The organism is Streptomyces canus (assembly GCF_030815415.1).
Taxonomy (GTDB): Bacteria; Actinomycetota; Actinomycetes; order Streptomycetales; family Streptomycetaceae; genus Streptomyces; species Streptomyces canus_F.
This window is the reverse complement of record NZ_JAUSWW010000001.1, coordinates 9,903,745-9,925,094: the sequence shown is the minus strand read 5'-3', so window position 1 is coordinate 9,925,094 and position 21,350 is coordinate 9,903,745. Positions and strand designations below refer to the sequence as shown.

Below are 21,350 nucleotides of genomic sequence, written 5' to 3'. Positions count from 1 at the left end.
TCGGGCAAGTGCAGGGGCGCTCGTAGGCAATCGTGGTACCCGGTCAGCCGTCTAGCGTGTCGGTGCCACAGGGCGGCGATCGCATCCCCTCCCCCTGGCCGGCTCGGCCGCAGCGACGGCGTGCCCGGCACGCGACGGCGGCCCCCACCGAGAGGCCCCATCCGGGCAGCCCGTGCCTGATACCACGCCCTGCGCGGGCCGTGAACACGCGCGACCTTCGCCAAGAAACGCTGCCTCCCGGGAGTACCCATGGACTCGTCAACCGTCGCCGAACTGTCCCGATGGCAGTTCGCGATCACCGCGATCTTCCATATGACCTTCCCCGCGCTCACCGTCGGCCTCTCCGTGCTCCTCGCCGTCGTGTACACGGTCTACGTGCGCACGCAGAACCCCCTGTATCTGCAGATCTTCCGGTTCTGGAAGAAGATCTTCGCCGTCGGCTTCGGCCTGGGCGTCGTCGCGGGCACGGTGATGACGTTCGAGTTCGGCCTCAACTGGGGCGTGTACGCCCACGCGGTGGGGCCGGTCATCGGGGTCACCATCGGCATGGAAGTGATCACCGCCTTCTTCCTGGAGGCAGGCTTCATCGGCCTCATGCTCTACGGGGACGGGCGGATCCGCCCGCGCACCATGGCCCTGGCCAGCTGGATGGTCGCCTTCGGAACGCTGCTGTCCACCACCTGGATCCTGTCGGCCAACAGCTGGATGCAGGACCCGGTCGGCTACGAGAAGGTCGAGGGCCAGTTCCACGCGAGGGACTGGATCAGCATCCTGTTCAACCCCGCCTTCGCCCACCGCTTCCCGCACATGCTGCTGGCCGTGCTGATCAGCGCCGCCTGGTTCGTCGGCGGGATCTCCGCCTGGCACCTGGTGAAGAACCGGGTCCACGCCCAGCCCATGGCCCGCCGCTGTCTGTCGATCGCGCTCGGCGTGCTCGGGGTGCTGATGCCGGTGCAGCTGTACGTGGGAGACGGCACGGCGGTCTTCATGGGACAGCACCAGCTCTCCAAGCTGGAGGCTTTCGAGGGCAACTGGAAGAGCGACAACAACGGATACAACCTGCTCATCGTCCCCGACACCGACAAGGGTGAGAACCGGCTGCAGGTCGGCATTCCGTATCTCGGTTCGGTCATCGCCCAAGACCTCAGCGGCAAGACGACGACGCCCGGACTGCTGCAGACCCCGCCCGACGAGCGCCCCAACATGTGGACCACCTTCTACGGTTTCCGCGCGATGTACCTCACCGCGCTGCTGATGTTCGGCACGGCCTTCGCGGGCGTGGTCCTGCGCATGCGGAGGCGCCTGTTCGACTCCCCGCGCTTCCTGCGGTGGATGGTGTGGATGACCCCGGCCGGGATCATCGCCATCACCGGCGGGTGGATCGTCGCCGAGACGGGCCGCCAGCCCTGGGTCGTCTACGGCCAGCTGCGCACCGCCGATGCGGTCTCCCACCTCACCACCTTCGAAGTCGTTGCCAGCCTGGCGGGTTTCGTCCTGCTCTACGTCACCCTGCTGGCCATCTGGGCCCGCTACATCGTCCGCACCGTCAAGGCCGGCCCCGAAGCACTGCCCACCGGGCCCGCCTCGACCGACGCATCGGAGGCCCTCGGTGCTTGAGTACGCCAGTTACGCCCTGGTCCTCATCTCACTCGCCATGTACGTCGTCCTCGACGGTTACGACCTCGGGGTGGGCATGCTCAGCCTGGCGGCCCGGCCGGAGCGCCGACGGGAGTACGGCGAGATCGTCGCCACCGCCTGGGACGCCAACGAGAGCTGGATCATCCTGGCCGGCGTCGTCCTCTGGGCCGGCCTGCCGGGCGCCTACGCCGTGATTCTGCCCGGTGTCTACCTGCCGTTGATCGGCATGCTGATCGCCATCATCCTGCGCGGGCTCGGCCTGGAAATGCAGGGTGCGGCCGACGGCTACCGGCGAGGTTGGGCGCTGCTGTTCGGCGGGGCGTCGCTCGCGGCGACCGCGTGCCAAGGTCTCGTCATCGGCGCCGTGCTCACTGGCCCGAACCAGCGCAGCGGTACCTTCCAGGGCGGGGCCTTCGACTGGCTCAGCTTCTACAGCGTGCTGTGCGCTCTCGGCCTGGTCGCCGTCTACCTGCTGGCCGGGGCCGCCTGGCTGCAGGACAAGACCGAGGGCTGGTCGCGGTCGGGCGTCCGCCGCACCGGACGGTCGCTGCTGGTGGTCACCGCGGTCATGGCGCTCGTACTCGGCCTGCTGCTGCCGAGCGCAGACCCGCAGCAGGCGCAGCTGGGCCAGCCCATGCGCGCTGTGCTGTTCTGGCTCACGGTCGTCGCCGGGGTCGTGGCCGGTGCGGTCGCCTGGCACGGATTCGGCCGTCGCCCCGACTGGCGGCCGTTCGCCGCCGTGGCCACGACGACGGTCTGTGGGCTGCTGGGCCTGGCCGTGGTCTCCGTACCGGTCGTCGTACCGCCCGGACTGACCGTCCATCAGGCTGCGAGCCCGCACTCCTCCCAGCTCTTCCTGGTCCTGGGCGTCGGGTTGTGCATGCCGTTCGTACTGGCCTACAACACCTACGCCTGGCGGAGCTTCCGCGGTAAGTACACCGATCCGGTGGAGCGTCCGATCCCGCCGCTGCGTGCCCGTACCTACCCCTTGGCGGTCTCCCCGGCGCCCTCCGGCACCTTGCGGACGATCGTGCGACGGACCCTGCTGGTGGTGCTCGGCATTCTGGCGACCGCCCTGTCCCAGGACGTGTTCGGCGGTGTGGCCGACTGGATCGGCCCGGCCGGCATCGCCGTCCTGGGCTGCACGGCGCTGGCCGCCTGGATCGCAGGCGACCGCCGGGACCGGCGCGCCGGGTACTTCCACGCGGACATCGCAGACATCGAGGCGGAGACCATCTCGTGACCACCACCGCCGTACTCCTCGACGAACTGGCCGCGGACAAGGCCGAAGACCCGGTGCCCGCCGCCCGGTTGAAGGAATGGGCAGCCGTAGGTGGGCGGGAGCTGCGCCGCGCGGGACTGGTGCGCGGCGCGGCCCAGCTGGGCACGGTCATCTGGGCGGGAGGGCTCTCCTGGGGCGCCCAGCGCGGCGTGTCCGCACTCCACGGCGCCCCCGCGTCCGACGTACTGCCGCCAGCCCTGCTCATAGCGGCCGGCGTGGCCCTGCGCGCCGTACTGCTGGCCGCGGGCGACGCGGCGGCCGCGCGCGGCGCCCGCACCGTACGGGAGAACCTGCGCGGCCGACTCATCGAGACGGCGCTGCCCGCACGCGGCCCGGCCCGCTCCGACCTGGACGACGCGGCACTGGTCCAGGCCGTCGACGGCGAGGTCGGTCAGCTGACCGACTGGCTCACCGACTACCTGCCCGCGCGGACCACGATGCTGCTCGGCAGCGGCCTCACCCTGGCCGCGATCGCCTCCCGCAGCTGGTTCGTCGCCCTGCTCGTGCTGGCCGCCACCCCGCTGCTACCGGCCAACCTGAAGGTCATCGGCCTGGGCACGCAGACCGTTGTACGGGCCCAACTGGCGTCGATCCGCACCCACCAGGCCCGACTGCTGGACCATCTGCGCGGCCTGCCCACCCTGGTCGGGCTCGGGGCGCACGACCAGGCGGCCGCTTCGCTGGCCCGGCACGACCGGGAGGTCGCCGGTCGCACCGAGAAGGTGCTGCGGATCGCCTTCCTGTCGACCGCGTGGGTCGAACTGCTGATCACCGGCACCCTCGCCGTGGTGGCGACCTACTGCGGACTGGTCCTGCTCGGCTACCTGGACCTGCCGGTCGTACCGGACCACATGAGCCTGTCCGCCGCGCTGTTCGTCCTCGTCCTGGTGCCCGCCTACTTCGCACCGGCCCGGGACCTGGCCGCCGGCTACCACGCCCGCGCCCGGGCGACCGCCGCCGCCGGCCTACTGGCCCAGATCCTGGACGCGTATCGCGAAACCGTGGTGCCGTCGGCCCGACGTGCCCGACAGGCCGCAGCGCCACCCGGGGTGTGCCTGGAAGCCGTCACGGTCCATCACCCCGGACAGGAGGGACCCGCGCTGGACCATGTCAGCGTGTACCTCGCACCGGGGCGATGCCTCGCCGTCACCGGACCCACCGGGGCCGGCAAGTCCACCCTGCTCGCCGTCGCGGCCGGGCTGTACGCCCCGCACGGTGGACGCGCGCTCCACCTGCTGAACTGCCTGCCGGTCCCCGCCGACCCCAGCCGGGTCGCCTGGGTGGGCCAGCCCGCTCATCTGCTGCCGGGCACCCTGCGCGAGAACCTCCTCCTGGCCCGGCCTGCCGCGAGCGACCACGCCCTGCTGGACGCCGTCGCCTCCCTCGGCTTCGAGGACCTCCTGGCCGCACTGCCGCAGGGACTGGACACACCGCTCGGCGAACGCGGCACCGGCCTCTCCTCCGGCCAGTCCCAACAGCTCGCCCTCATCCGGGCGTTGCTGCGGGACGCACCCCTGCTGTACCTGGACGAACCGACCACACACCTCGACCCGGAAGCGGAGCAACGCGTCCTGTCCGCGCTGCGGACGCTGGCCCGCGACCGTACGGTCCTGCTCGCCACCCACAGTCCCGCGCTGCTGCCGCTGGCGGACCACGTCATCACGCTGGACCACGGGAGAGCCCGATGAACCGGATCAGCGCCTGGCGGCTGCTGCGTACAGCGGCTCCCCGCCGCGCCCTCCTGACCGGCATGCTGTTCGCCGCGCCGGCAGAGCTCAGCGGCGCCGCACTGCTCGGTGTGTCCGGCTGGTTCCTGACGACCTGCGCCGTGGTCACCCTCCAGGCCAACACCACCTGGTCCTGGATGTACCCCTCGGGCGCAGTCCGGGCACTGGCCCTGACCCGCACCGGTCTGCGCTACCTCGAACGCCTGGCCAACCACCGGACCCTGCTGGCCACCCAAGTGGCCCTGCGAGCTCGGCTGGCCCGCGGCGCTGCCGGCCTCACGCCCCGTCAGCTGCGCGGACAACGCGACGGGACGCTGCTCACCCTGCTCACCGCCGATGTGGAGACCGTCGCGGGCCTGCCCGCAAACGTCATCGCACCGTTGGTGGCGGCGGTCACCACCGCGTGCCTGGTCGAGGCACTGCTGCTGTGGGCCATGCCGGTACTGGGAGTGGCCGAACTGGTCGTCCTGGCCGTCGCCCTCGCCTGCGCCCGGCACGCCCACCACCGCGCGCGGACCCACCTCGCCGATGCCGCCGACGCCAGGGCCGCACTCCGTACCGTGCTGCTCGGCAGCCGGGCCGCCTTCAACGAACTGCGGTGCCTGGACGCCCTGCCGCAGGCTCAGCGGACGGCGACGAGCGCCATGGCCGCCGTCGAGTCCGCCGAGTGGGCCGCTGCCCGAGCCGAGCGGCACGGCCGACTGACGCTGCGTCTCCTTGCCGCACTGGGGCAGGCGACGGTTCTGGTCATCGCCCTGCGCGACGCCTCGGCCCAGCCGACCGCCGTCGTGGTGGGCGAGGTGCTGCTCGTCGCCGCCGGGTGGGAGCTCCTGGAGAGACTCCCCGGGCTGATGCAGCAACTGGCCCGGGCCAGGGACGCGGCCGGGCGCCTGGCCCCCCTCGCCGCCGAGGCGCACCCGGCGGGCCGACGGCGGGAGGCCGTCCGCTCCGTCGAGACGGATCGCCTCCCGCTCATCGGTTCGCCCGCGGAACTCACGATGACCGTGGCAGGCCCGGGACTGGTCCTGGTCACCGGCCCAAACGGCAGCGGCAAGTCGACGCTGCTCGGCCAGCTGGCCGGGCGCGTACCAGTCCCTGCCGGCACCGTGCTCCTCGACGGCACGCCCGTGCACGAACTGCCCGCCTCGGCCGTCGCCGAGACAGTCACCTTCGTCGAGGCCGACGACTGGCTGGCCGACGACACGGTCGCGGCCAATCTGCGTCAGGCGGCACCGTCGGCCGACACCACCGCGCTACGGGACATGCTGGAACTCGTCGGCTTGTCGGCCTTGCCACTCGACACACCGGTGGGCCCCGGCGGGCGCCTGCTGTCCCAAGGACAGCGGAGGCGCCTCGCCACGGCACGCGCCGTACTGAGGCGTCCACCGATCCTGCTGCTCGACGAGCCGGTGGCCGGCCTGGACCGCCCCACCGCCGAAGCGCTCCTGGCCGCACTGCCCGAGGCCCTGCCCGAGACCGCATTGGTGATCGCCCTGCAGGAGCAGGACCTCGACCTGCTGGACAGCACACCGACCACTGTCGTACGGCTCGGCCGGACCGCCGAACGGCAGCACAACGGCAAGCTGACGGCCGAGCATGTACGGGGGTAGGCCACGGTCGGCGTCACAGCCCAGGCGGTACGCGAACTGCCCGACCGGTTTTCCGGACGGGCAGTCGGCGTTGATGGGCCCTGCGTGGTGCGGGACGGCGATCCCGCGGCGGGTCACTTCCCCAGGAAGGTGAGCAGCGCCGCGTTGACCTCCTCCGCGTGGGTCCACAGCAGGCCGTGCGGGGCGCCCTCGATCTCCACGTAGTCGGCGGACGGGAGCGCCTTGTGGAACGGCCGCGCGGTTCCCTCGACGGGCAGGATCCGGTCGCCCGTGCCGTGCAGGATCAGGGCCGGCACGTCGATGGCCGGGATGTCGGCCCGGAAGTCGGTGTACCAGGTCGACGGCGCGGCCGCGGCCGCGAAGAAACCGCCGCCCGCGGAGACGTTCCAGCTGTTGCGGACGGCCTCCTCGCTGATCCTGCTGCCGAGGTTCTCGTCGAGGTTGTAGAAGTCCTTGTAGAAGGCCGTGTAGTACGCGTAGCGGTCCGCCTTCACGGCCGCGACGACACCGTCGAAGAACTCCTTCGGGGCGACCCCGTCCGGGTTGTCGTCGCTCTTGAGCAGGCAGGGCTCCAGCGAGGCCAGGAAGGCGACCTTGGCGACCCGGGCGGAGCCGTAGGTGGACACGTACCGCGCGACCTCACCGGTGCCCATCGAGAACCCGACCAGGACGGCATCCCTCAGGTCGAGGGTCTCCATCACGGTGTTCAGGTCGGCCGCGAAGGTGTCGTAGTCGTACCCGGTCGTCGGCTGGCTGGACTGCCCGAAACCGCGGCGGTCGTAGGTGATCACTCGGTAACCGGCGTCGAGCAGCACGGCGCTCTGCCGCTCCCAGGAGTGGCCGTCGAGCGGGAAGCCGTGGATGAGGACGACCGGCTGCCCGGTTCCGTGGTCCTCGTAGTAGAGGTCGATGGTGGTGGAGTTCTCCTGGCCCACGGTGATGTACGGCATGCGTTTGCTTCCTCTTTCCGGATGGCTGGTGCGTGGATGGGAACTCCGTCACGTTAGGGCGGATGCCGCGCCGCCAGTTGTCGCGCAGTGCACCGCTCCTTGCCCGCAGACGCAGAGGTTCAGGGGCGCGGACAGGACAGCGGCCGGGCGCGGACAGGCAATACGCCCTCCCCGTTCCTTCTTACTGTTCCGTTCGTGCCTGCGGCTCTTCGCTTGCTCGGATGTCCTGCCGTCGATCCGGCCTGACAGACGTCCGCCCACGAGGCGGCCGCTGCCGGCACGGGCGCCCTGCCACCGCACTGCGCCCGTGCCGGCCTGGGGCACTCGCCCGTTCCTGCGGGCGGCGTCCGTTCCCGGCGCGGGCGACGGATCCACCTCGACCAGCCGGGTTCTTGCCTCAGCCGATCAACGCTCTCCACAAGGAGTCACGCATGTCTCGTTCCGGCAGCCCGACCGTCGTCCTGGTTCACGGTGCATTCGCCGACGCCTCCAGCTACTCCCGTGTCATCCCCGAGTTGATCGCCCGCGGCCTGGACGTGGTGGCCCCGGCCGTGCCCAACCGCAGCCTGCTCGGTGACGCCGCCTACATCGCATCGCTCGTCCGTCGGATTCCCGGCCCCGTAGTCCTGGTGGGCCACTCCTACGGCGGTGCCGTCATCACCGTCGCCGGCGCGGAGGACAACGTCACAGCGCTGGTCTACCTGGCCGGGTACGCCCTCGAGAAGGGCGAGAGCCTCGGTGAACTGCAGGGCCGCTTCCCGGACTCCGACCTCGCCGACGCGCTCGTCTACACCCCTTTTCCGATCGAGGGCTCGGCCACCCCCGGCACCGACGTGTCCGTCCGGATCGACAGGTTCTCCTCCATCTTCGCCGCCGACGTCGAGCCTCGCCTTGCCCACGTCCTCGCCGTTTCCCAACGCCCGCTGGCCGCTCAGGCGTTCGCCGAGCAGGCCCCGGTCGCGGCTTGGAAGACCAAGCCCTCCTGGGGCCTGGTCGCCTCGGCCGACCGCACCATCAACCCCGATGTGGAGCGCTACGGCTACCAGCGGGCCGGGATGACCACCGTCGAGGTCGACTCCTCGCACCTGGTGATGCTCGCCCACCCCAAGCGTGTCGCCGACCTGATCCACGAGGCGGTCCGGGCCACCGCCCTGTGACCCGCCTCGGCTGCCGGGCGCCGCACCGTCCGGGACCGAACCGATGCCGGCTGCCATGGCCCCTGGCCGGCGCGCCGCTCACCTGCTCGCCCGTTCCCACCGGGACGGCCCTCCTGGACACCACCGTAGAAAGCGAACGATGAACTCACCGATCTCACGCCGCACCGTCGCCGTTTCACTCCTGGCCGGCGCCGCCGCCCTCGGAACCACCGGCGCCGCGTTCGCTGCTCCGTCACCGGCAGCGGAAGAGCCGACACACCGTCACCGGCAGATACGCCCCACCATCGTCCTGATCCACGGCGCGTTCGCCGACGCCTCCAGCTGGAGCGCCGTCGTCGAACGGCTCCAGCGGCAGGGCCACCAAGTCCTGGCACCGGCCCTGCCACTGCGCGGGCTGGCCAGCGACGCCGCCTACATCCGCAGCTTCCTGGACAGCGTTCCGGGCCCGATCGTGCTCGTGGGCCACTCCTACGGCGGAGCGGTCATCAGCGTCGCCGCGGCAGACGCCTCCCGGGTCAAGGCGCTCGTCTACATAGCCGCCTTCGTCCCGGACATCGGCGAAAGCGCCCTGGAACTCACCGCCAAGTACCCAGGCAGCACCCTGGCGCAGGCAACAAGCGCCCAGTACTACCCGCTCCCCGGAGGCGGCCAGGGCGAGGAGCTGATCATCAAGCAGGAGCTGTTCCGGGAGCAGTTCGCGGCCGGTGTGCCTGCCGCGACCGCTCAGGTGATGGCAGTGGGGCAGCGTCCCATCGCCCTCGCCGCGCTGCAGGAGAAGTCCACCGCGGCCGCGTGGAAGAAGCTCCCCAGTTGGTGCCTCGTGGCCACCGAGGACCGCAACATCCCTCCGGCTGCCTTGCAGTGGATGGCCGAACGTGCCCGCGCCCACACTGTCAGGGTCCGCGCACCCCATGCGGTCGCCGTGAGCGACCCGGGCCCCGTCACCGAACTGATACTGCGCGCCGCCCGCTCGGCCTGCTGAGCGAGCCATGCACGGTGCGGGGGAGTCTGTCTCCTGGGCCTAACTGCTGCAGCTGATCAGCGAGGTTCTGGAGATATTCCTCGACGTGCGCGTCCGGACGCATTCATCTCCGGCTTCGGCGGGCCCCCGGGTAGCTGGCTTCGAACGCCTCCAGGACTGCGTCGCGGAGACCAGAAGCTCTACCCGGCGCGCGGCTCGTGGGGTTCCCCAAGGCGAGGCCGCTACCGGGCCACGACGGCGCTGACGGCACATGCATTGTGCGGCGCCGGTGTCGGCACCGTTGCGGCGTTGACGTCGATACCGCCTTGGGCCGTGGCATCCGCACAAGGTGTTGATGGGTTCCACCGTGCGCGACTTCAGCGGCAGTCTGAACGATCCCCCAGCGGGCGATGTCGTCCTGGTCGCACACGGCCAGCTTCCTGCGGGTACTGACCGCACGCCGCCGGATCCCTGTTCCTCCTCGGCACCGGAACCGTCAGCCGGCTCGGCACCGAGCACGGCCGCCCGGTGATCACAGGCTGGAACGCCGCGCTGCCGGCCAAGCCCGGCGCACCACTCCCACCCGCCCGGCCGACGGAGCCTGCAGCGGGCGGCTGAGAACCCGGAGGCGGACTCGATTCCTCCGGGTCGGGCCAGAGACGGGCGATATCCTGTGCCTTCCTCCTGGTCAGGCCGGAGACAGGCGATATCCTTCGTCGGAGGTGCCCACCGCACACGGCAGCTGCTGCCGGTCCGAGCGGAGCCGGTGCACAACGTGGCTGGGGCACGGGCAGCCACACCGGAGGATTGCGCGCACTGGCCCGGGTGCCGTCACAGGCGAGAGAGAGCACATTGCCGACAGCGGACAGAACCGACCTCATGGGACGAGAGCGGGAGGCGGCCTTGCTGCGCCGTGCGCTGGACGGCGCGTCGGCCGGGCTCGGCGGTGGTTCGGCGACTCTGCTGCGAGGCGAGCCCGGCATCGGCAAGACCGCGCTGCTGGACTGGACGGCCGCTCAGGCACACAATCGCGGGTTCACCGTACTGCGCGCGGTGGGTTCGGAGGCCGAGGCCGAGTTGGCGTTCGGGGCGGTGCACCAGGTCCTCTGGCCCCTCATGGAACGCTCCGAGGCGTTGCCCGCACGTCAGCGCGAGGCCCTTGAGTCCGCTCTGGGCCTGCAAGAGACGGTGTCCCCGGGCGGCGGATTCTTGGTGGGCGCCGCGGCACTGACACTGCTCGCCGAGGCCACGCGGGACCATCCGCTGCTGATCGTCCTGGACGACCTGCAGTGGGTGGACTCGTCGAGCGCCGCGGTGTTCGCCTTCCTGCACCGCAGGATCGCGGAGCTGCCGCTGGTGATCGTGAGTGCGAGCCGACCCGACGGCCTGACCGCGGACGGCTGGCCCACGCGCCCGGTGAACGTCGGGGCCCTGGCGCCACAGGACGCGGCCCAGCTGCTGCGCCGACGGCACCCCGCACTCGGGAGGGCGGCCGTCGAGGGCGTCGTCGCAGAGGCGGCGGGCAACCCTCTGGCCCTCGTCGAGCTGCCCCTGCAGCTACGCCCCGACCAGCTCAGGGGCATCGTGCCGCTGCCGGAGCGACTCCCGCTCGGACGGCGTCTGGAGCGGCTGTTCGCCGACCGGCTCGCGTCCCTGTCGGCCGAGGCCACCCGCGTCCTGCTGCTGGTCGCGCTCGGCGGCGGAACGGCTGCGTGGGATGTCGGCAAGTGGCTCCGTGCCAAGGACGGCGAACAGGTGGCGCACGTCCTCGACCAGATCGAGTCCAGCGGCCTCGCGCAGCTCGACTCTGCCGGCCTGCTGACCTTTCGGCACCCACTGGTGCGCAGCGCCGTCGTCGCCCGGGCCTCGGCCCAGGAACGGCGCGACGCCCACGGCGAACTCGCCGCGGCGCTGCCCGTGGACGACCCGCGCCGACTGGTCCACCAGGCCGACTCCACTCTCCTGCCGAATGAGGACCTCGCGGCACGACTGCAGGAGGCGGGTCGGCGCCTGTCCCGACGCGGCGGCGACGCGGAGGCGGCGCTGCTCCTCGACCGGGCGGCAGTCCTCAGCACGGACCCGCTCTCCCGCGCCAGGCGGCTGACCTGGGCGGCCGTCATGGCGGCCCGCGGCGGGCGCCTGCCCTACACGGCGAAGATCGTGGAGGAACTCAAACGCAGTCCGGTGCCGCTCGATTCGGCGCCGCTGTTCGCCTACGCCGTGGTGTATGTCGACCAGAGCCACCGGATCGACTTCGAGTCGTCCTTCGCCCTGCTGCCCAAAGCCCTGGACGGCCTCGCGGAACCCGGTGCCGACTCCTTCGGAGGGCTGGCCGAGCAGGCGTACTTCAAGTTGCTCCTCGCGTCGGCCTACACCAACGACCCCCGGGGATGGACGGCGCTGGAGAGCCACCGGGAGCAGGTGTCCCCGCTGGCCAGGCTGTGCTGGCGCGCCTGGTCGGATCCGGCACGGACGGCCCATGGCGTGAGCGAGGAACTCCGTGCGCTCACCGCGAACCTGAGCGAGGAGCAGGAGGCCGGAGCCGCCTGGCTCCTGCTGTGGACGGCATCCTCGGTGGATATGGCGGACGCGACCATGTGGCGACGCTTCACCGAGCAGCACGCCTACGCCACACAGGGAACGATCGCGAAGACCAAGGGCTACCAGGACTACCTGGAGGGGAGCTGGGACCAGGCAGACGTCTGCCTGCGGGAGGCCGAGGCCGCCGATGAACTCGGCTACCACTGCAACGCACTGATGTTCCGTCATTATTACGCCCACTTCCTGGCCGGACGTGGCGATGAGGCGGGCCTGCTGGAGATCGAGCGGCTGATCGGGCCCGTCGCGCGGCGCGCCCGCATGAAGTTCGTCGAGGACCACCTGGCGCATCTGCGGGGCCTCGTCGCGCTCGCCCACGGCCGCTACGAGGACGCCTATGCACGCCTCGCGGACATCACCCCGCCCGGCGTCCTGCCACCTGGTCTCCCCTGGTTCCACCTGCCCTTCTTCGACTTCGTGGACGCCGCCATGCACACCGGGCGGCATGCGGAGGCGCAGGCCCACGTGGCCGCGGCACGGGCGGCCCGGATGGCGGACATCTCCCCGCACCACGCGTTTCTCCTGGCCGCCGCCTCGGCGATGGCGGCGACGGACGACGACGCGGAGGCCCTGTACCAGGCGGCCTACGCCGTGCCGGGTGCCGAGCGCTGGGTCTTCGAGTTCGCGCGGCTGCGGCTCGCCCACGGGGTGTGGCTGCGCCGGCATCAGCGTGCCGCCCGGGACGCACTCAGCGAGGCTCACCGCGCGTTCTGCTCTCTGCGCGCCACCCCCTGGGCCGGGCAGGCGGAGCAGGAGCTGCGTGCCGCCGGGCATTCCGTGAGTGCGCCCGTGGGAGGGCGGGACCTGCTGACGGCACAAGAGCTGCGGATCGCCCATCTCGCCGCCGACGGGCTGACGAACAAGGACATCGGACGTCTGCTGCACCTCTCGCCCCGCACGGTCGCCGACCACCTGTACAAGGTGTTTCCGAAGCTGGGAATCACGTCCCGGGCAGCGCTCGCCCGCGCACTGAACGAAGACTGACACGGCAGACCGGGGTGTCCGGCCTTGGCGCCCGCCCGCACGCGGCAGTTCTTCGGTGACGGCGGGGGCCTCGCCTGCCACCTCGCGACGGACGGGCACAACGGCACGGCATCTGCGCATGGGTCAGCTGGTGAAGCGCTTGACGAAGGCGAGCGCGGTGTCGGCGACCTCGCGCCAGCCCCTGTGGATGGTGAGGGCATGGCCACGGCCGGGCATCTCGGTGATCTCGGTCACCGCGTGCTCGTTGCGGGCCCGCTTCCTGAACGAGGCGTTCGCGATGGCCCACGGCACGGTGTGGTCTCCTTCTCGCCGGAAATGATCAGTAGGGGGCCGCGTTGGGGTGCGAGGATGTCGACCCTCACCTCCGGGTGATGGGCTCGGTCATGGATCCCGACTCCGCGGACGAGTCGGCTGTCAACGGCACGCTATGGCACGGGGGTTCGGGCGGCATGCCCCTGCATGCACGGAGCTGTGCCAACGGTGCACGGAAGTCGCGACTGCCGGTCAGGTCCGCCACGCGTGCAGAGCCACGTGCAGCGTGTCCATCGCCTGGGTGCGTGCGGCTTTCGAGGCTTCGCTGCCACGCAGGGCGTCGAACAGGATGAATCCGTGGACGGTTCCGTGGTAACGCATCGACGTGACGGACACGCCTGCCTGACGCAGTCTGGCCGCGTAGGTCTCTCCCTCGTCGCGCAGCACATCGGCCTCGGCCGTGACGACCAGGGCGGACGGCAAGCCCGCGAGTTCGTCGTCCGTCGCACGCAGCGGCGACGCCGTGATCTTGAGGCGATCCGAGGGATCGGGGGCGTACTGCTGCCAGAAGTGGCGCATGGCCTCGCTCCCGAGGAAGAAGCCGTCACCGAAGTCGCGGTAGGACGGGGTGTCCATGCCGGCGTCCGTGACGGGGCAGACGAGAACCTGATGGACGAGCCCGACCCCACCGCGCTCCTTCGCGAGGAGGGTGAGCGCCGCGGCGAGGTTGGCCCCCGCCGAGGCGCCGACGACCGCGATCCGGTCGCCGTCCAGTCGGCAGTCCCGCCCGTGTTCCGTGATCCACCGCGCCGCCGCGTAGACCTGCTCTACGGCCATCGGGTAGCGGGCCTCGGGCGAGCGGTCGTACTCCGGCACGACGACCGCCGCGTCGGCTCCGAGCGCGAGGTCGGTGAGCAGTCGGCCGTGCCCGGAGGCGTCGGTCAGCATCCACCCCAGGCCGTGAAGGAACAGGACCACCGGCAGGGGGTGGTCGGCATCCACGGGCCGGAGGATGCGCACGGTGACCCTGCGCCGGTCGGGCCCGGGTAGGGACAGCCACTCCTCGGTCACATGGTCGTGACACCCCTCCCGGTCCAGCAGGCGTGCGATGCCGGCCCGCGCCGGCCCCGGATCGGCGCCCGAGGGCACTGACGGGCAGACGTGGTCGCGGACGAACTCCCACGCGCTGCGCTCCAGTACGAGCGGCGGCTGATCGGAACGGGACACACGAACTCCTACTGGGTGACGGCGTGGTGCGGGGTGGCCGGCTTCGCCGAGGTACCGGATGGCCACACGGCACCGAAGCGACGCTAGAGATGCCACGGCCTCGCGCGTGCCTCGGCGTGCACCTCGTCATGACCGTCCGCGCACGCCACGGGCGGAGCTCTGCCGCGGTTCCCGTCATCTCCGACGTACCCGTCAAATGACTTAACCGACGCGGCTCGGCCCGTCTGAGGCTGGACACCAGGGGACGCGGCGCGGGTGCCCGGACACCCGTAGCGCTGGATTCCCCGGTCGGAGAGCTGACGAAGGAGCAGGCGTGCATCCCGTAGTGAGTACGGCGTCGATACCCGACGCGGAGCGAGCCACGGCCTGGGAGCAGGCCGTGCGCCACTGGCTGGCTCCGGTGCGGGTGACACCCCCTCAGCAGACACAGTCCTTCGAGGGCACGCTGTGGGCGAACGATCTGGGCTACGTCCGCGTCCTGTCGATGCAGGCCGATCCCATGCGGCTGAGCCGCACCACGCACCTGGTCACGGCCGCCCCCGACGATCGTCTGGCCCTCGCCGTCCAGGTGTCGGGCACCGCAGAGCTCCACCAGGACGGGCGAAACGCAACCCTCCGGCCGGGAGAGCTGGCTCTGTGTGACATCCGCCGCTCGTTCTCCTTGCATCAGCGCCAGCCGTTCCACCTCCACCTGGTCCGGGTGCCCGAGCGGGCCCTCGGTATCTCCGGGACGCGCGCACAACGGATGACGGGGCGGGCTGTCCCGACCAGCGAGGGCGTTGCGGCCCTTCTCGGACCCTTGGTGTCGGCCCTGGTGGCGGAGGCCGACCGGACCGCCCCACCCGTCGGGGACCGACTCGCGGGGAACATCTCGGACTTGCTGGCCACGCTGATCGACGAGCAGACTCTGGGGATTCGTCCCCAGGCCCACACCACCCAGCAGCACCTCCTGTCCCTGATCCGCCGGTACGTCGACGACAACCTCCGCGATCCGGCTCTCTCCCCCGCCGTCATCGCCGACGTCCACCGCATCTCCGTCCGTTATCTGCACCGCCTCTTCGAGGGCGAGGAGAAGACCGTGCACAAGCTGATCCAACGGCGGCGGCTCGAGGAGTGCGCTCGCGAACTCGCGCGGCGTGGGAGGGCGACGCCGACGATCTCGGCCGTGGCGCAGAGCTGGGGATTTCAGAACGTGGCCCACTTCAGCCGGTCGTTCAAGGCGATGTACGGGTACTCGCCCCGCGACTGGCGTGACGCGGGACCTCAGGTACCGAGGCCGGCACCGTCGGCGAACTGACGTCCTCCCTCCGCACTCTCGACACCCCCGGTGGTCCGGATCCGATGCCACTCACTCGGTGAGATGCCGTACTCGGCACGGAAACTGCGGCTGAAGTGCGTGGGGTTCGCGAAACCCCACCGCCGTGCCACAGCCGCGACACAGGAGGCGGATTCGGGGTCCAGCCTGGCGAGTTCGCGCCTGCACTCCTCCAGGCGCCGCCGGCTGATCCACCGGCTGAGGGTCGTCCCCTCACCTTTGAACACCTTGTGCACATGCCGCACCGACACGTGATGGTGCGCTGCGATGTGCTCCGGGCTCAGCGCGCGATCGGCAAGGTTCTCGTTGACGAAGTGGCGGATCCGCTGCGCCGTCCTCGCTCGTTCGTCCTGCCCCTCGGGACGTACGGCGGCAGCACAATGGGCGGCCTTCCTTTCCATGGCCATGGTGCTGAGCAGATCGGCCAGGCTGCCGGCGATGTGGTGCGCGATGTGGTGCGCGTACGACGGAGCGGACTCCGCCGCGGTGATCAGGAGGGGCACGAGCAACCGTGTGACACCGTGGCCGGACCGCCCGTGTACTCCCCACAGGGACGCAAGGTCCTCGTCCGACAGGCCGACCAGGTTTCGGGGCACCAGATGGAGATGCAGCCGGAAGTCGTCCAGTTGCCGCAGCAGCCACGGCTGCGACATGTCCACCACGAAGGCTTCTCCGGGCGCGCACGGCAGGAGCAGGCCGCGGTGCGACAGGATCGCCCTGCCGTCCGGCTGGGTGCCGACTCCGACGAGCGCGGTGTCGCCGGCTTGGCCCGGTTCCGGGTTTTCCAGGACGTACGGAGCGGAGCCACGGTGCGTGGCGATGCGCAGGGCACCGAGCCTGCATGGGGCCACGTGCCCGTCGATGGTGCTGGTCGCGTGTCTCATACGGTCCCCTTGGTGCGCGCGGGTGGCTGGGTCGGCCTGCGCCGACTGGCCGTGAGCACCACGGCCGTGCAACCAGCGTGATGAGACCGCGGCCCCAGGTGTTAGGTCATATGACGGTGCTCGAACGCTTTTGCGTAGCCGGAGGCATCCGTCACGGGACCTCCAGCCGGCCCAGGGCTCGTCCCACAGCTGCCCGGCCTGCGATGCCCAACTTGGGATAGATCTTGTAGAGGTGGCTGGCGACGGTTCTCGGCGAGAGGTGCAGGCGCGTGCCGATGTCCCGGTTCGTGAGCCCCTCGGCGACCAGTGCCGCGATCCGCAGTTCCTGGGGGGTCAGGTTCGCCACGGTGCCGGACGCCACGCCTGCGGGCTTCGCCTCGTCACAGACGCGAAGCTCCTGTCGCGCGCGATGGGTCCATGGGTCCGCCTTGAGGCTGGCGAAGACCCGCCGGGCCGCGACGAGCTGGTCCCGGGCTTCGGAACGCCGGCCGTGCCGACGCAGCCAGGCCCCGTGGTACAGGCGCACACGGGCCAGTTCGAAGGGCCATTGCGAGGCGTTGGCCGACGCGTACACCGCCTCGCAGGCCGCATCGACGTCCTCGCTCGCCAAAGCCTCCGAGGCGAGCAGGACGAACCCGTGGTGAGGAGAGATCCGTTCCATGCCCGCGGCCCGGCCCGCGGCCACGTGCCGGCGGGCCTCCTCACTCCGGCCGGTGTGCACAGCCGACTCGACGAGGTCGAGAAACACCAGGTGGAACTGGGTGACATCGGAGGGCAAGGCGCCGGGAGGCGTGATCGAGGAGGCATGGGTGTAGGCCGTCTCGTAGTCGCCGAGGGCGAGTGCGCACATGCCCTGCATCGCGCGCAGGCGGTGGACGATGAGGGTGAGTCCGCGAGCGACGGCCCATGGGCGCATGGCGGCGACGAGGTCGTCCACCGCCTGCTGCTGACCCCGGGCCGCGGTGACGTGGCCCTCCCGGTACTGGTAGACGCGTTCGATGAAGTGGAAACCACGGGCGCGTGACGCGGCGGCGCCTTGGCACGCCCGCTCGACGCAGCGGTCCCAGCGGCCGCGGAGGTAGTCGTCGTAGACGGACACCGATCCGATGAACGTCTGTGTCGTGTAGGAGTGGCGGTGGCCCAGCCTCCGCAACAGCGGGGCGTGGTCGCCCACGACATCGAGGCCGACGGCGGACCACAGCAGCAGCCAGACCTCGGCGACCCCGTCGTCCTCCGAAAAACCGCGCAGCGCGGCTTCGAAGCGTTCGTGGCCGCCCTGGGCATGGTGCGCCGGGTCGTTCCAGACGTCGTGGGCCAGACGTGCGAAGTCGGTCGCGCCGCTCAGTCTCGCGGCCAGGGCCTCACACACGTGCGGATCGGCGGTGTACCCGGCGGCGAGGAAGAGCAGGAAGAGGCTCGGGAGACGTATCTCCGCGGCCTCCGCGTCGGACAGACGGTCGAGAACGGCGGGCAGCGACTCGATGGCGGGCCCGAAGTCGCCGTCCGTGTGCAGTCGGACGAGGGCGCGGGTGAAGTCGAGCTTGTTTCGGCTTTCCGGGGGCACCCCGTGTCCGATGGCCTGCTGGAGCAGCTGGGATGCCATGTCGAGCTGACCGCCTGTCGCGGCCGCGCAGGCGGCGGCCACGAGTCGGCGCCCTCGCCCCGCGGCGTCGCCGCTCAGTCCCGCGGCGCGGGCGAAGAGCCGGGCGGCCTCCGTGCCGCCGCCCCGCGCCTGCGTCCGTGCTGCCGCCTCGTCCAGTGCCGTAGCCACCGTCTCGTCGGGTACGACCGTGGCGGCGGCCCAGTGCGTGACCTGGCGCAGATCCCCCGTCGGCAGCGCCTGCGCCAAGGCCGCGTGCGCTCGCCGGAGCTCGGCGCCGGCCGCGGCCTCCACGAGGGACGACCTCACCAGGGGGTGGCGGAACCGCACACGAGGCGTCGGCTCGTCGACGAGGATCAGCCCGCTCTCCTCGGCGACCGCCAGGTCCTCGTCCACCGCGTCGGCGCCTGCGGCTCGGGCGGCTGCCGCGACGAGGTGCAGGGACTGTCCCTCCCGGCCCGCCAGGGCGCACAGCAGCAGGATGAACTGCACTGAGGGCGACAGTGCCGCGACCCGCTGCGCGAACATCCTGCCCAAGCTCTCGCCCAGCGGAAGGTGTTCGGGGAGGGGCAGCTGCCCGGTGCGCTGTGGTTCCCCGAGTTGGGCGGGCAGCTCGGCGAGGGCGAGGGGATTGCCCGCCGCCTCCTGCAGGATGCGGCAGCGTGCGGCATGCGACAGTTCGGGGTGCACCTCACGCAACAGCCCCTCCGCGCTCTCGTCGGTGAGGGGCTCGAGGTCCAGGATCCGGACGCCGGTGAAGTCGAGTGCGGCTACCGCGTGCTCCCCCACCGTCGCGAGCATGACGATCGGCAGCGCGGCGAGTCTGCGTTGCAAGAAGTGCAGGACCTCGGCGCTGGACGCGTCGATCCAGTGGAGGTCGTCGATCAGCAGGGCCAGGGGCCGCCGCTGCGACGCGGCTGCGAGAAGGTCCAGCGTGGCCGCGGAGACCGTGTACGGGCCGGCCAAGTCGCCCGAACCGACGCCCAGCGCCCGTTCCAGAGCCGCCCGGCCCGCGGGCGGCAGCTCCCGTACCTCCTCCAGCAGGGGCCACATCAACTGGTGCAGGGCGGCGAACGGCAGATCCTTCTCGCCCTCGGCCGCGTTGACCCTCAGCAACCGCAGTCCGCGGCTCGCGGCGAACTCCCCGGCCTGCTCCAGGAGGACCGTTTTGCCGATCCCTGGTTCACCGCACAGCCAGACGGCGCGTCCCGAGTCCGTCGCAGACTCGATCGCTTCGCTGAGGAACTTCCATTGCGCGCCCCGCCCCAGCACATCCGCGCCCAGCAAGGACGGCGTCCTTCCCTTCACATCCGACACCGGACCGCCCCTTTCGTACCCGTCGCCCGACTCGCGGCGATAGGGCCATCCTGAGCGCTCCGCGACGGCGCGCGGCCCCGCCGACCCCCGGCTGTGCACTCTGAGGCAAGTTCCCTTCTCTGCAAGTCAAGCCTCTGCGCACATGCACCGAGTGCGGCCGGGCGAAGCGTGCGGACGCCCCGCCCCGGCTCGGTCGGCGATGGGCGGGAAGTGAGGTGTTCAAGGCGCGGATGCGCGGGGCCGGTACTTCCGTGCTCGGGCTCCCTGCCCGGTCCGCCGATCCAGGGGACGCCCCCCGTTTCCGTTCCGGCAGACGCCTCCTCGCGCACCAACCGGTCGACGCCGGCGTCACGGTAGGGAGGCACGCTGCCCGCGGCTGGCACGGCGGGCTCAGGGTGGTGGTGCGGCTTCGGACCCTGTCCGAAGTCGTCGACCATCTCGGCGCGGCTGGGAAGACCGGCATCATCGACGGCACCGAGATCGGTCCACCGCCCGACCCACATCCCGCAAATTGACGGCCGGATTGTGGGCCGTGCCCAGGGTGTCGTGATGATCCACACCCACCACCCGACGCTGACCCGCGAGCGTCTCCTCCCCCAACACCAACGCCCGAGGGCAGACTGTTTGTTCAGGCGCGTACCGGGTGCCGGTGCTGGTCCTGGACGAGGTCGTAGACCTCCCGGACCACGTAACGCTTGAGGCAGCGGATGATCTCGCGCCGTGTCTTGCCTTCTTCCATGCGCCGCTCGTAGTACGCCTGAGTGCGCGGGTCAAAGCGCAGCCGACTCCGCACGATGCGGAACAGGGCGGCATTGGCCTGCCGGTCGCCACCGCGGTTGAGCCGATGGCGAGGTGTGCGGCCCGAGGAGTACTCGACCGGGCTTGCTCCGCACAGGGCCGCGAAGGACGCTTCGCTGTGCAGACGGCCAGGATTGTCCCCCATGGTGAAGGCAGAACGGCTGCGCTGTCCGGGCCGATCCCTACCGCGGCGAGCAGCTGCGGGAAGTGCTGTTCGCTCAACCGACTCAGCAGCCGCTGCACCCCGGATCTGTTCGGTCAGGTGCTCGATCCGCTGCGCGAGCAGACGCAGCGTCAACCGCGCGGCTCGCAGGAGAGGATCACCGGTTGTCTCATCGTCGAGCAGTGCGCAGGCCCGGATCAGTGACCGGCGATCCAGGTCGGCCAGTTGTTCGCGCAGTTCCGGATCGGCGATGACCAACACCGCCGTGAGCTGCGTCTTGGCGCGGGCACCCGCGTGCCCGCTCAGTACGGCAAGAGCGGCAGCCTGTGCATCGATCCGGTCGGACCTGCGTCGGCGCCGGCGCCCCGGGCTCCCTGGTCCGATCACCTCGAATACGTCGATGCCTTCGGACATCAGATATCGGGACAGGGCCGCCCCGTAACTGCCCGTACCCTCCACGCCCGCGTAGCGGAGCCAGGCCCAACTGGCTTGCATATTGCGCTAGTTGACGGCGCCCGGTGCCGTCGCCGGGAAGCTCTGGACAGCAAGGGTCGTCCCCATCGCGGAAATCAGGGTCGAGCGAGCCCTGACGGACCGTCTGCCGCTGACCTCGGCTAGGGCGGCGTATCGGGTCGTGATCAGCAGAGCCGTGACGACCCGCTATGACGCAACGGAGGCTCGATCTGCGGCCGGGCACGGCCAAGAAACGATGTTGCCCCCGCCTGTGATGGTCACTAAGGTCGGTCGGGTGACTGCCGGGTCGGCCATGGGCCACGCACGAGTGAGGTTCCCGACCTCGGCGTGAGCACGAGGCGGGCCAGAGGCCCGCCCACTTCTCCGCGTCTTAGCTCCCGGCGCCCGTATACGGCGCCCCATTCCAGCGGATC

14 protein-coding genes and 1 pseudogene are annotated in these 21,350 nt (G+C 71.0%); 9 read left to right on the top strand and 6 right to left on the bottom strand.

Annotated elements, in window-relative coordinates:
- Nucleotides 1-249: 249 nt before the first annotated feature.
- Genes QF037_RS46275 through QF037_RS46260 form a run of 4 tightly spaced genes read left to right on the top strand, consistent with a single transcriptional unit; the run spans nucleotide 250 to nucleotide 6,257 of the window.
- Nucleotides 250-1,617 carry a cytochrome ubiquinol oxidase subunit I gene (locus QF037_RS46275; protein WP_307036037.1) on the top strand — a complete coding sequence of 456 codons (1,368 nt, stop codon included), beginning with the start codon at nucleotides 250-252 and terminating at the stop codon, nucleotides 1,615-1,617.
- Nucleotides 1,610-2,881 (top strand): cytochrome d ubiquinol oxidase subunit II, encoded by a 1,272-nt coding sequence (locus QF037_RS46270; protein ID WP_307036036.1) that lies wholly within the window; start codon nucleotides 1,610-1,612, stop codon nucleotides 2,879-2,881. Before QF037_RS46275 ends, QF037_RS46270 begins: the two co-directional genes overlap by 8 nt.
- Nucleotides 2,878-4,608 carry an ABC transporter ATP-binding protein/permease gene (locus QF037_RS46265; RefSeq protein ID WP_307036034.1) on the top strand — a complete coding sequence of 577 codons (1,731 nt, stop codon included), beginning with the start codon at nucleotides 2,878-2,880 and terminating at the stop codon, nucleotides 4,606-4,608. Before QF037_RS46270 ends, QF037_RS46265 begins: the two co-directional genes overlap by 4 nt.
- Nucleotides 4,605-6,257, top strand: a complete 1,653-nt coding sequence (locus tag QF037_RS46260; RefSeq protein WP_307036032.1) for an ATP-binding cassette domain-containing protein — start codon at nucleotides 4,605-4,607, stop codon at nucleotides 6,255-6,257. Before QF037_RS46265 ends, QF037_RS46260 begins: the two co-directional genes overlap by 4 nt.
- A gap of 113 nt (nucleotides 6,258-6,370) precedes the next feature.
- On the opposite strand, the gene QF037_RS46255 is transcribed toward QF037_RS46260, so the two are convergent.
- The gene (locus QF037_RS46255) at nucleotides 6,371-7,207 is read right to left on the bottom strand and encodes an alpha/beta fold hydrolase (protein ID WP_307036030.1); all 837 of its coding nucleotides are present in this window, start codon (nucleotides 7,205-7,207) and stop codon (nucleotides 6,371-6,373) included.
- Between the two features lie 431 nt (nucleotides 7,208-7,638).
- Between QF037_RS46255 and QF037_RS46250 the strand changes: the two genes are divergently transcribed.
- From QF037_RS46250 to QF037_RS46235, 4 genes and pseudogenes are all read left to right on the top strand, one after another.
- Entirely contained in the window at nucleotides 7,639-8,364 is a 726-nt protein-coding gene (locus tag QF037_RS46250; RefSeq protein ID WP_307036028.1) for an alpha/beta fold hydrolase, read from the top strand.
- 139 nt (nucleotides 8,365-8,503) lie between these two features.
- A complete protein-coding gene (locus tag QF037_RS46245; RefSeq protein ID WP_307036025.1) occupies nucleotides 8,504-9,346 on the top strand; it encodes an alpha/beta fold hydrolase in 843 nt (280 codons plus the stop codon).
- 385 nt (nucleotides 9,347-9,731) lie between these two features.
- Nucleotides 9,732-9,943, top strand: a pseudogene (locus QF037_RS46240) (histidine phosphatase family protein); the annotation flags it as partial.
- Nucleotides 9,944-10,204: 261 nt separating this feature from the next.
- Complete coding sequence (locus QF037_RS46235) at nucleotides 10,205-12,907, top strand: helix-turn-helix transcriptional regulator (RefSeq protein WP_307036023.1); 2,703 nt, start codon at nucleotides 10,205-10,207, stop codon at nucleotides 12,905-12,907.
- A gap of 123 nt (nucleotides 12,908-13,030) precedes the next feature.
- Here the strand turns inward: QF037_RS46235 and QF037_RS46230 are convergent, their stop codons facing one another.
- Nucleotides 13,031-13,198, bottom strand: a complete 168-nt coding sequence (locus tag QF037_RS46230) for a hypothetical protein (protein WP_307036022.1) — start codon at nucleotides 13,196-13,198, stop codon at nucleotides 13,031-13,033.
- A gap of 213 nt (nucleotides 13,199-13,411) precedes the next feature.
- The gene (locus QF037_RS46225) at nucleotides 13,412-14,386 is read right to left on the bottom strand and encodes an alpha/beta hydrolase (protein ID WP_307036020.1); all 975 of its coding nucleotides are present in this window, start codon (nucleotides 14,384-14,386) and stop codon (nucleotides 13,412-13,414) included.
- A gap of 313 nt (nucleotides 14,387-14,699) precedes the next feature.
- Between QF037_RS46225 and QF037_RS46220 the strand changes: the two genes are divergently transcribed.
- Nucleotides 14,700-15,683, top strand: a complete 984-nt coding sequence (locus QF037_RS46220) for an AraC-like ligand-binding domain-containing protein (RefSeq protein ID WP_307036018.1) — start codon at nucleotides 14,700-14,702, stop codon at nucleotides 15,681-15,683.
- Here QF037_RS46220 and QF037_RS46215 read toward each other — a convergent pair.
- The 3 genes from QF037_RS46215 to QF037_RS46205 all read right to left on the bottom strand — a co-directional run bounded on the left by QF037_RS46215 (nucleotide 15,650) and on the right by QF037_RS46205 (nucleotide 20,877).
- The gene (locus QF037_RS46215) at nucleotides 15,650-16,585 is read right to left on the bottom strand and encodes a helix-turn-helix domain-containing protein (protein ID WP_307036016.1); all 936 of its coding nucleotides are present in this window, start codon (nucleotides 16,583-16,585) and stop codon (nucleotides 15,650-15,652) included. The two genes, QF037_RS46220 and QF037_RS46215, sit on opposite strands and share 34 nt — an antisense overlap.
- 151 nt (nucleotides 16,586-16,736) lie before the next feature.
- Complete coding sequence (locus QF037_RS46210) at nucleotides 16,737-19,502, bottom strand: helix-turn-helix transcriptional regulator (RefSeq protein ID WP_307036014.1); 2,766 nt, start codon at nucleotides 19,500-19,502, stop codon at nucleotides 16,737-16,739.
- A 628-nt stretch (nucleotides 19,503-20,130) separates the two neighbouring features.
- Nucleotides 20,131-20,877: a transposase gene (locus tag QF037_RS46205; RefSeq protein ID WP_307036012.1), complete on the bottom strand. Its 747-nt coding sequence runs from the start codon at nucleotides 20,875-20,877 to the stop codon at nucleotides 20,131-20,133.
- Nucleotides 20,878-21,350 lie beyond the last annotated feature (473 nt).

Coding starts and splice junctions, on each gene's coding strand:
- QF037_RS46275 (WP_307036037.1), top strand. CDS start 250: ATGGACTCGTCAACCGTCGCCGAACTGTCCCGATGGCAGTTCGCGATC.
- QF037_RS46260 (WP_307036032.1), top strand. CDS start 4,605: ATGAACCGGATCAGCGCCTGGCGGCTGCTGCGTACAGCGGCTCCCCGC.
- QF037_RS46255 (WP_307036030.1), bottom strand. CDS start 7,207: ATGCCGTACATCACCGTGGGCCAGGAGAACTCCACCACCATCGACCTC.
- QF037_RS46250 (WP_307036028.1), top strand. CDS start 7,639: ATGTCTCGTTCCGGCAGCCCGACCGTCGTCCTGGTTCACGGTGCATTC.
- QF037_RS46245 (WP_307036025.1), top strand. CDS start 8,504: ATGAACTCACCGATCTCACGCCGCACCGTCGCCGTTTCACTCCTGGCC.
- QF037_RS46235 (WP_307036023.1), top strand. CDS start 10,205: ATGGGACGAGAGCGGGAGGCGGCCTTGCTGCGCCGTGCGCTGGACGGC.
- QF037_RS46215 (WP_307036016.1), bottom strand. CDS start 16,585: ATGAGACACGCGACCAGCACCATCGACGGGCACGTGGCCCCATGCAGG.
- QF037_RS46205 (WP_307036012.1), bottom strand. CDS start 20,877: ATGTCCGAAGGCATCGACGTATTCGAGGTGATCGGACCAGGGAGCCCG.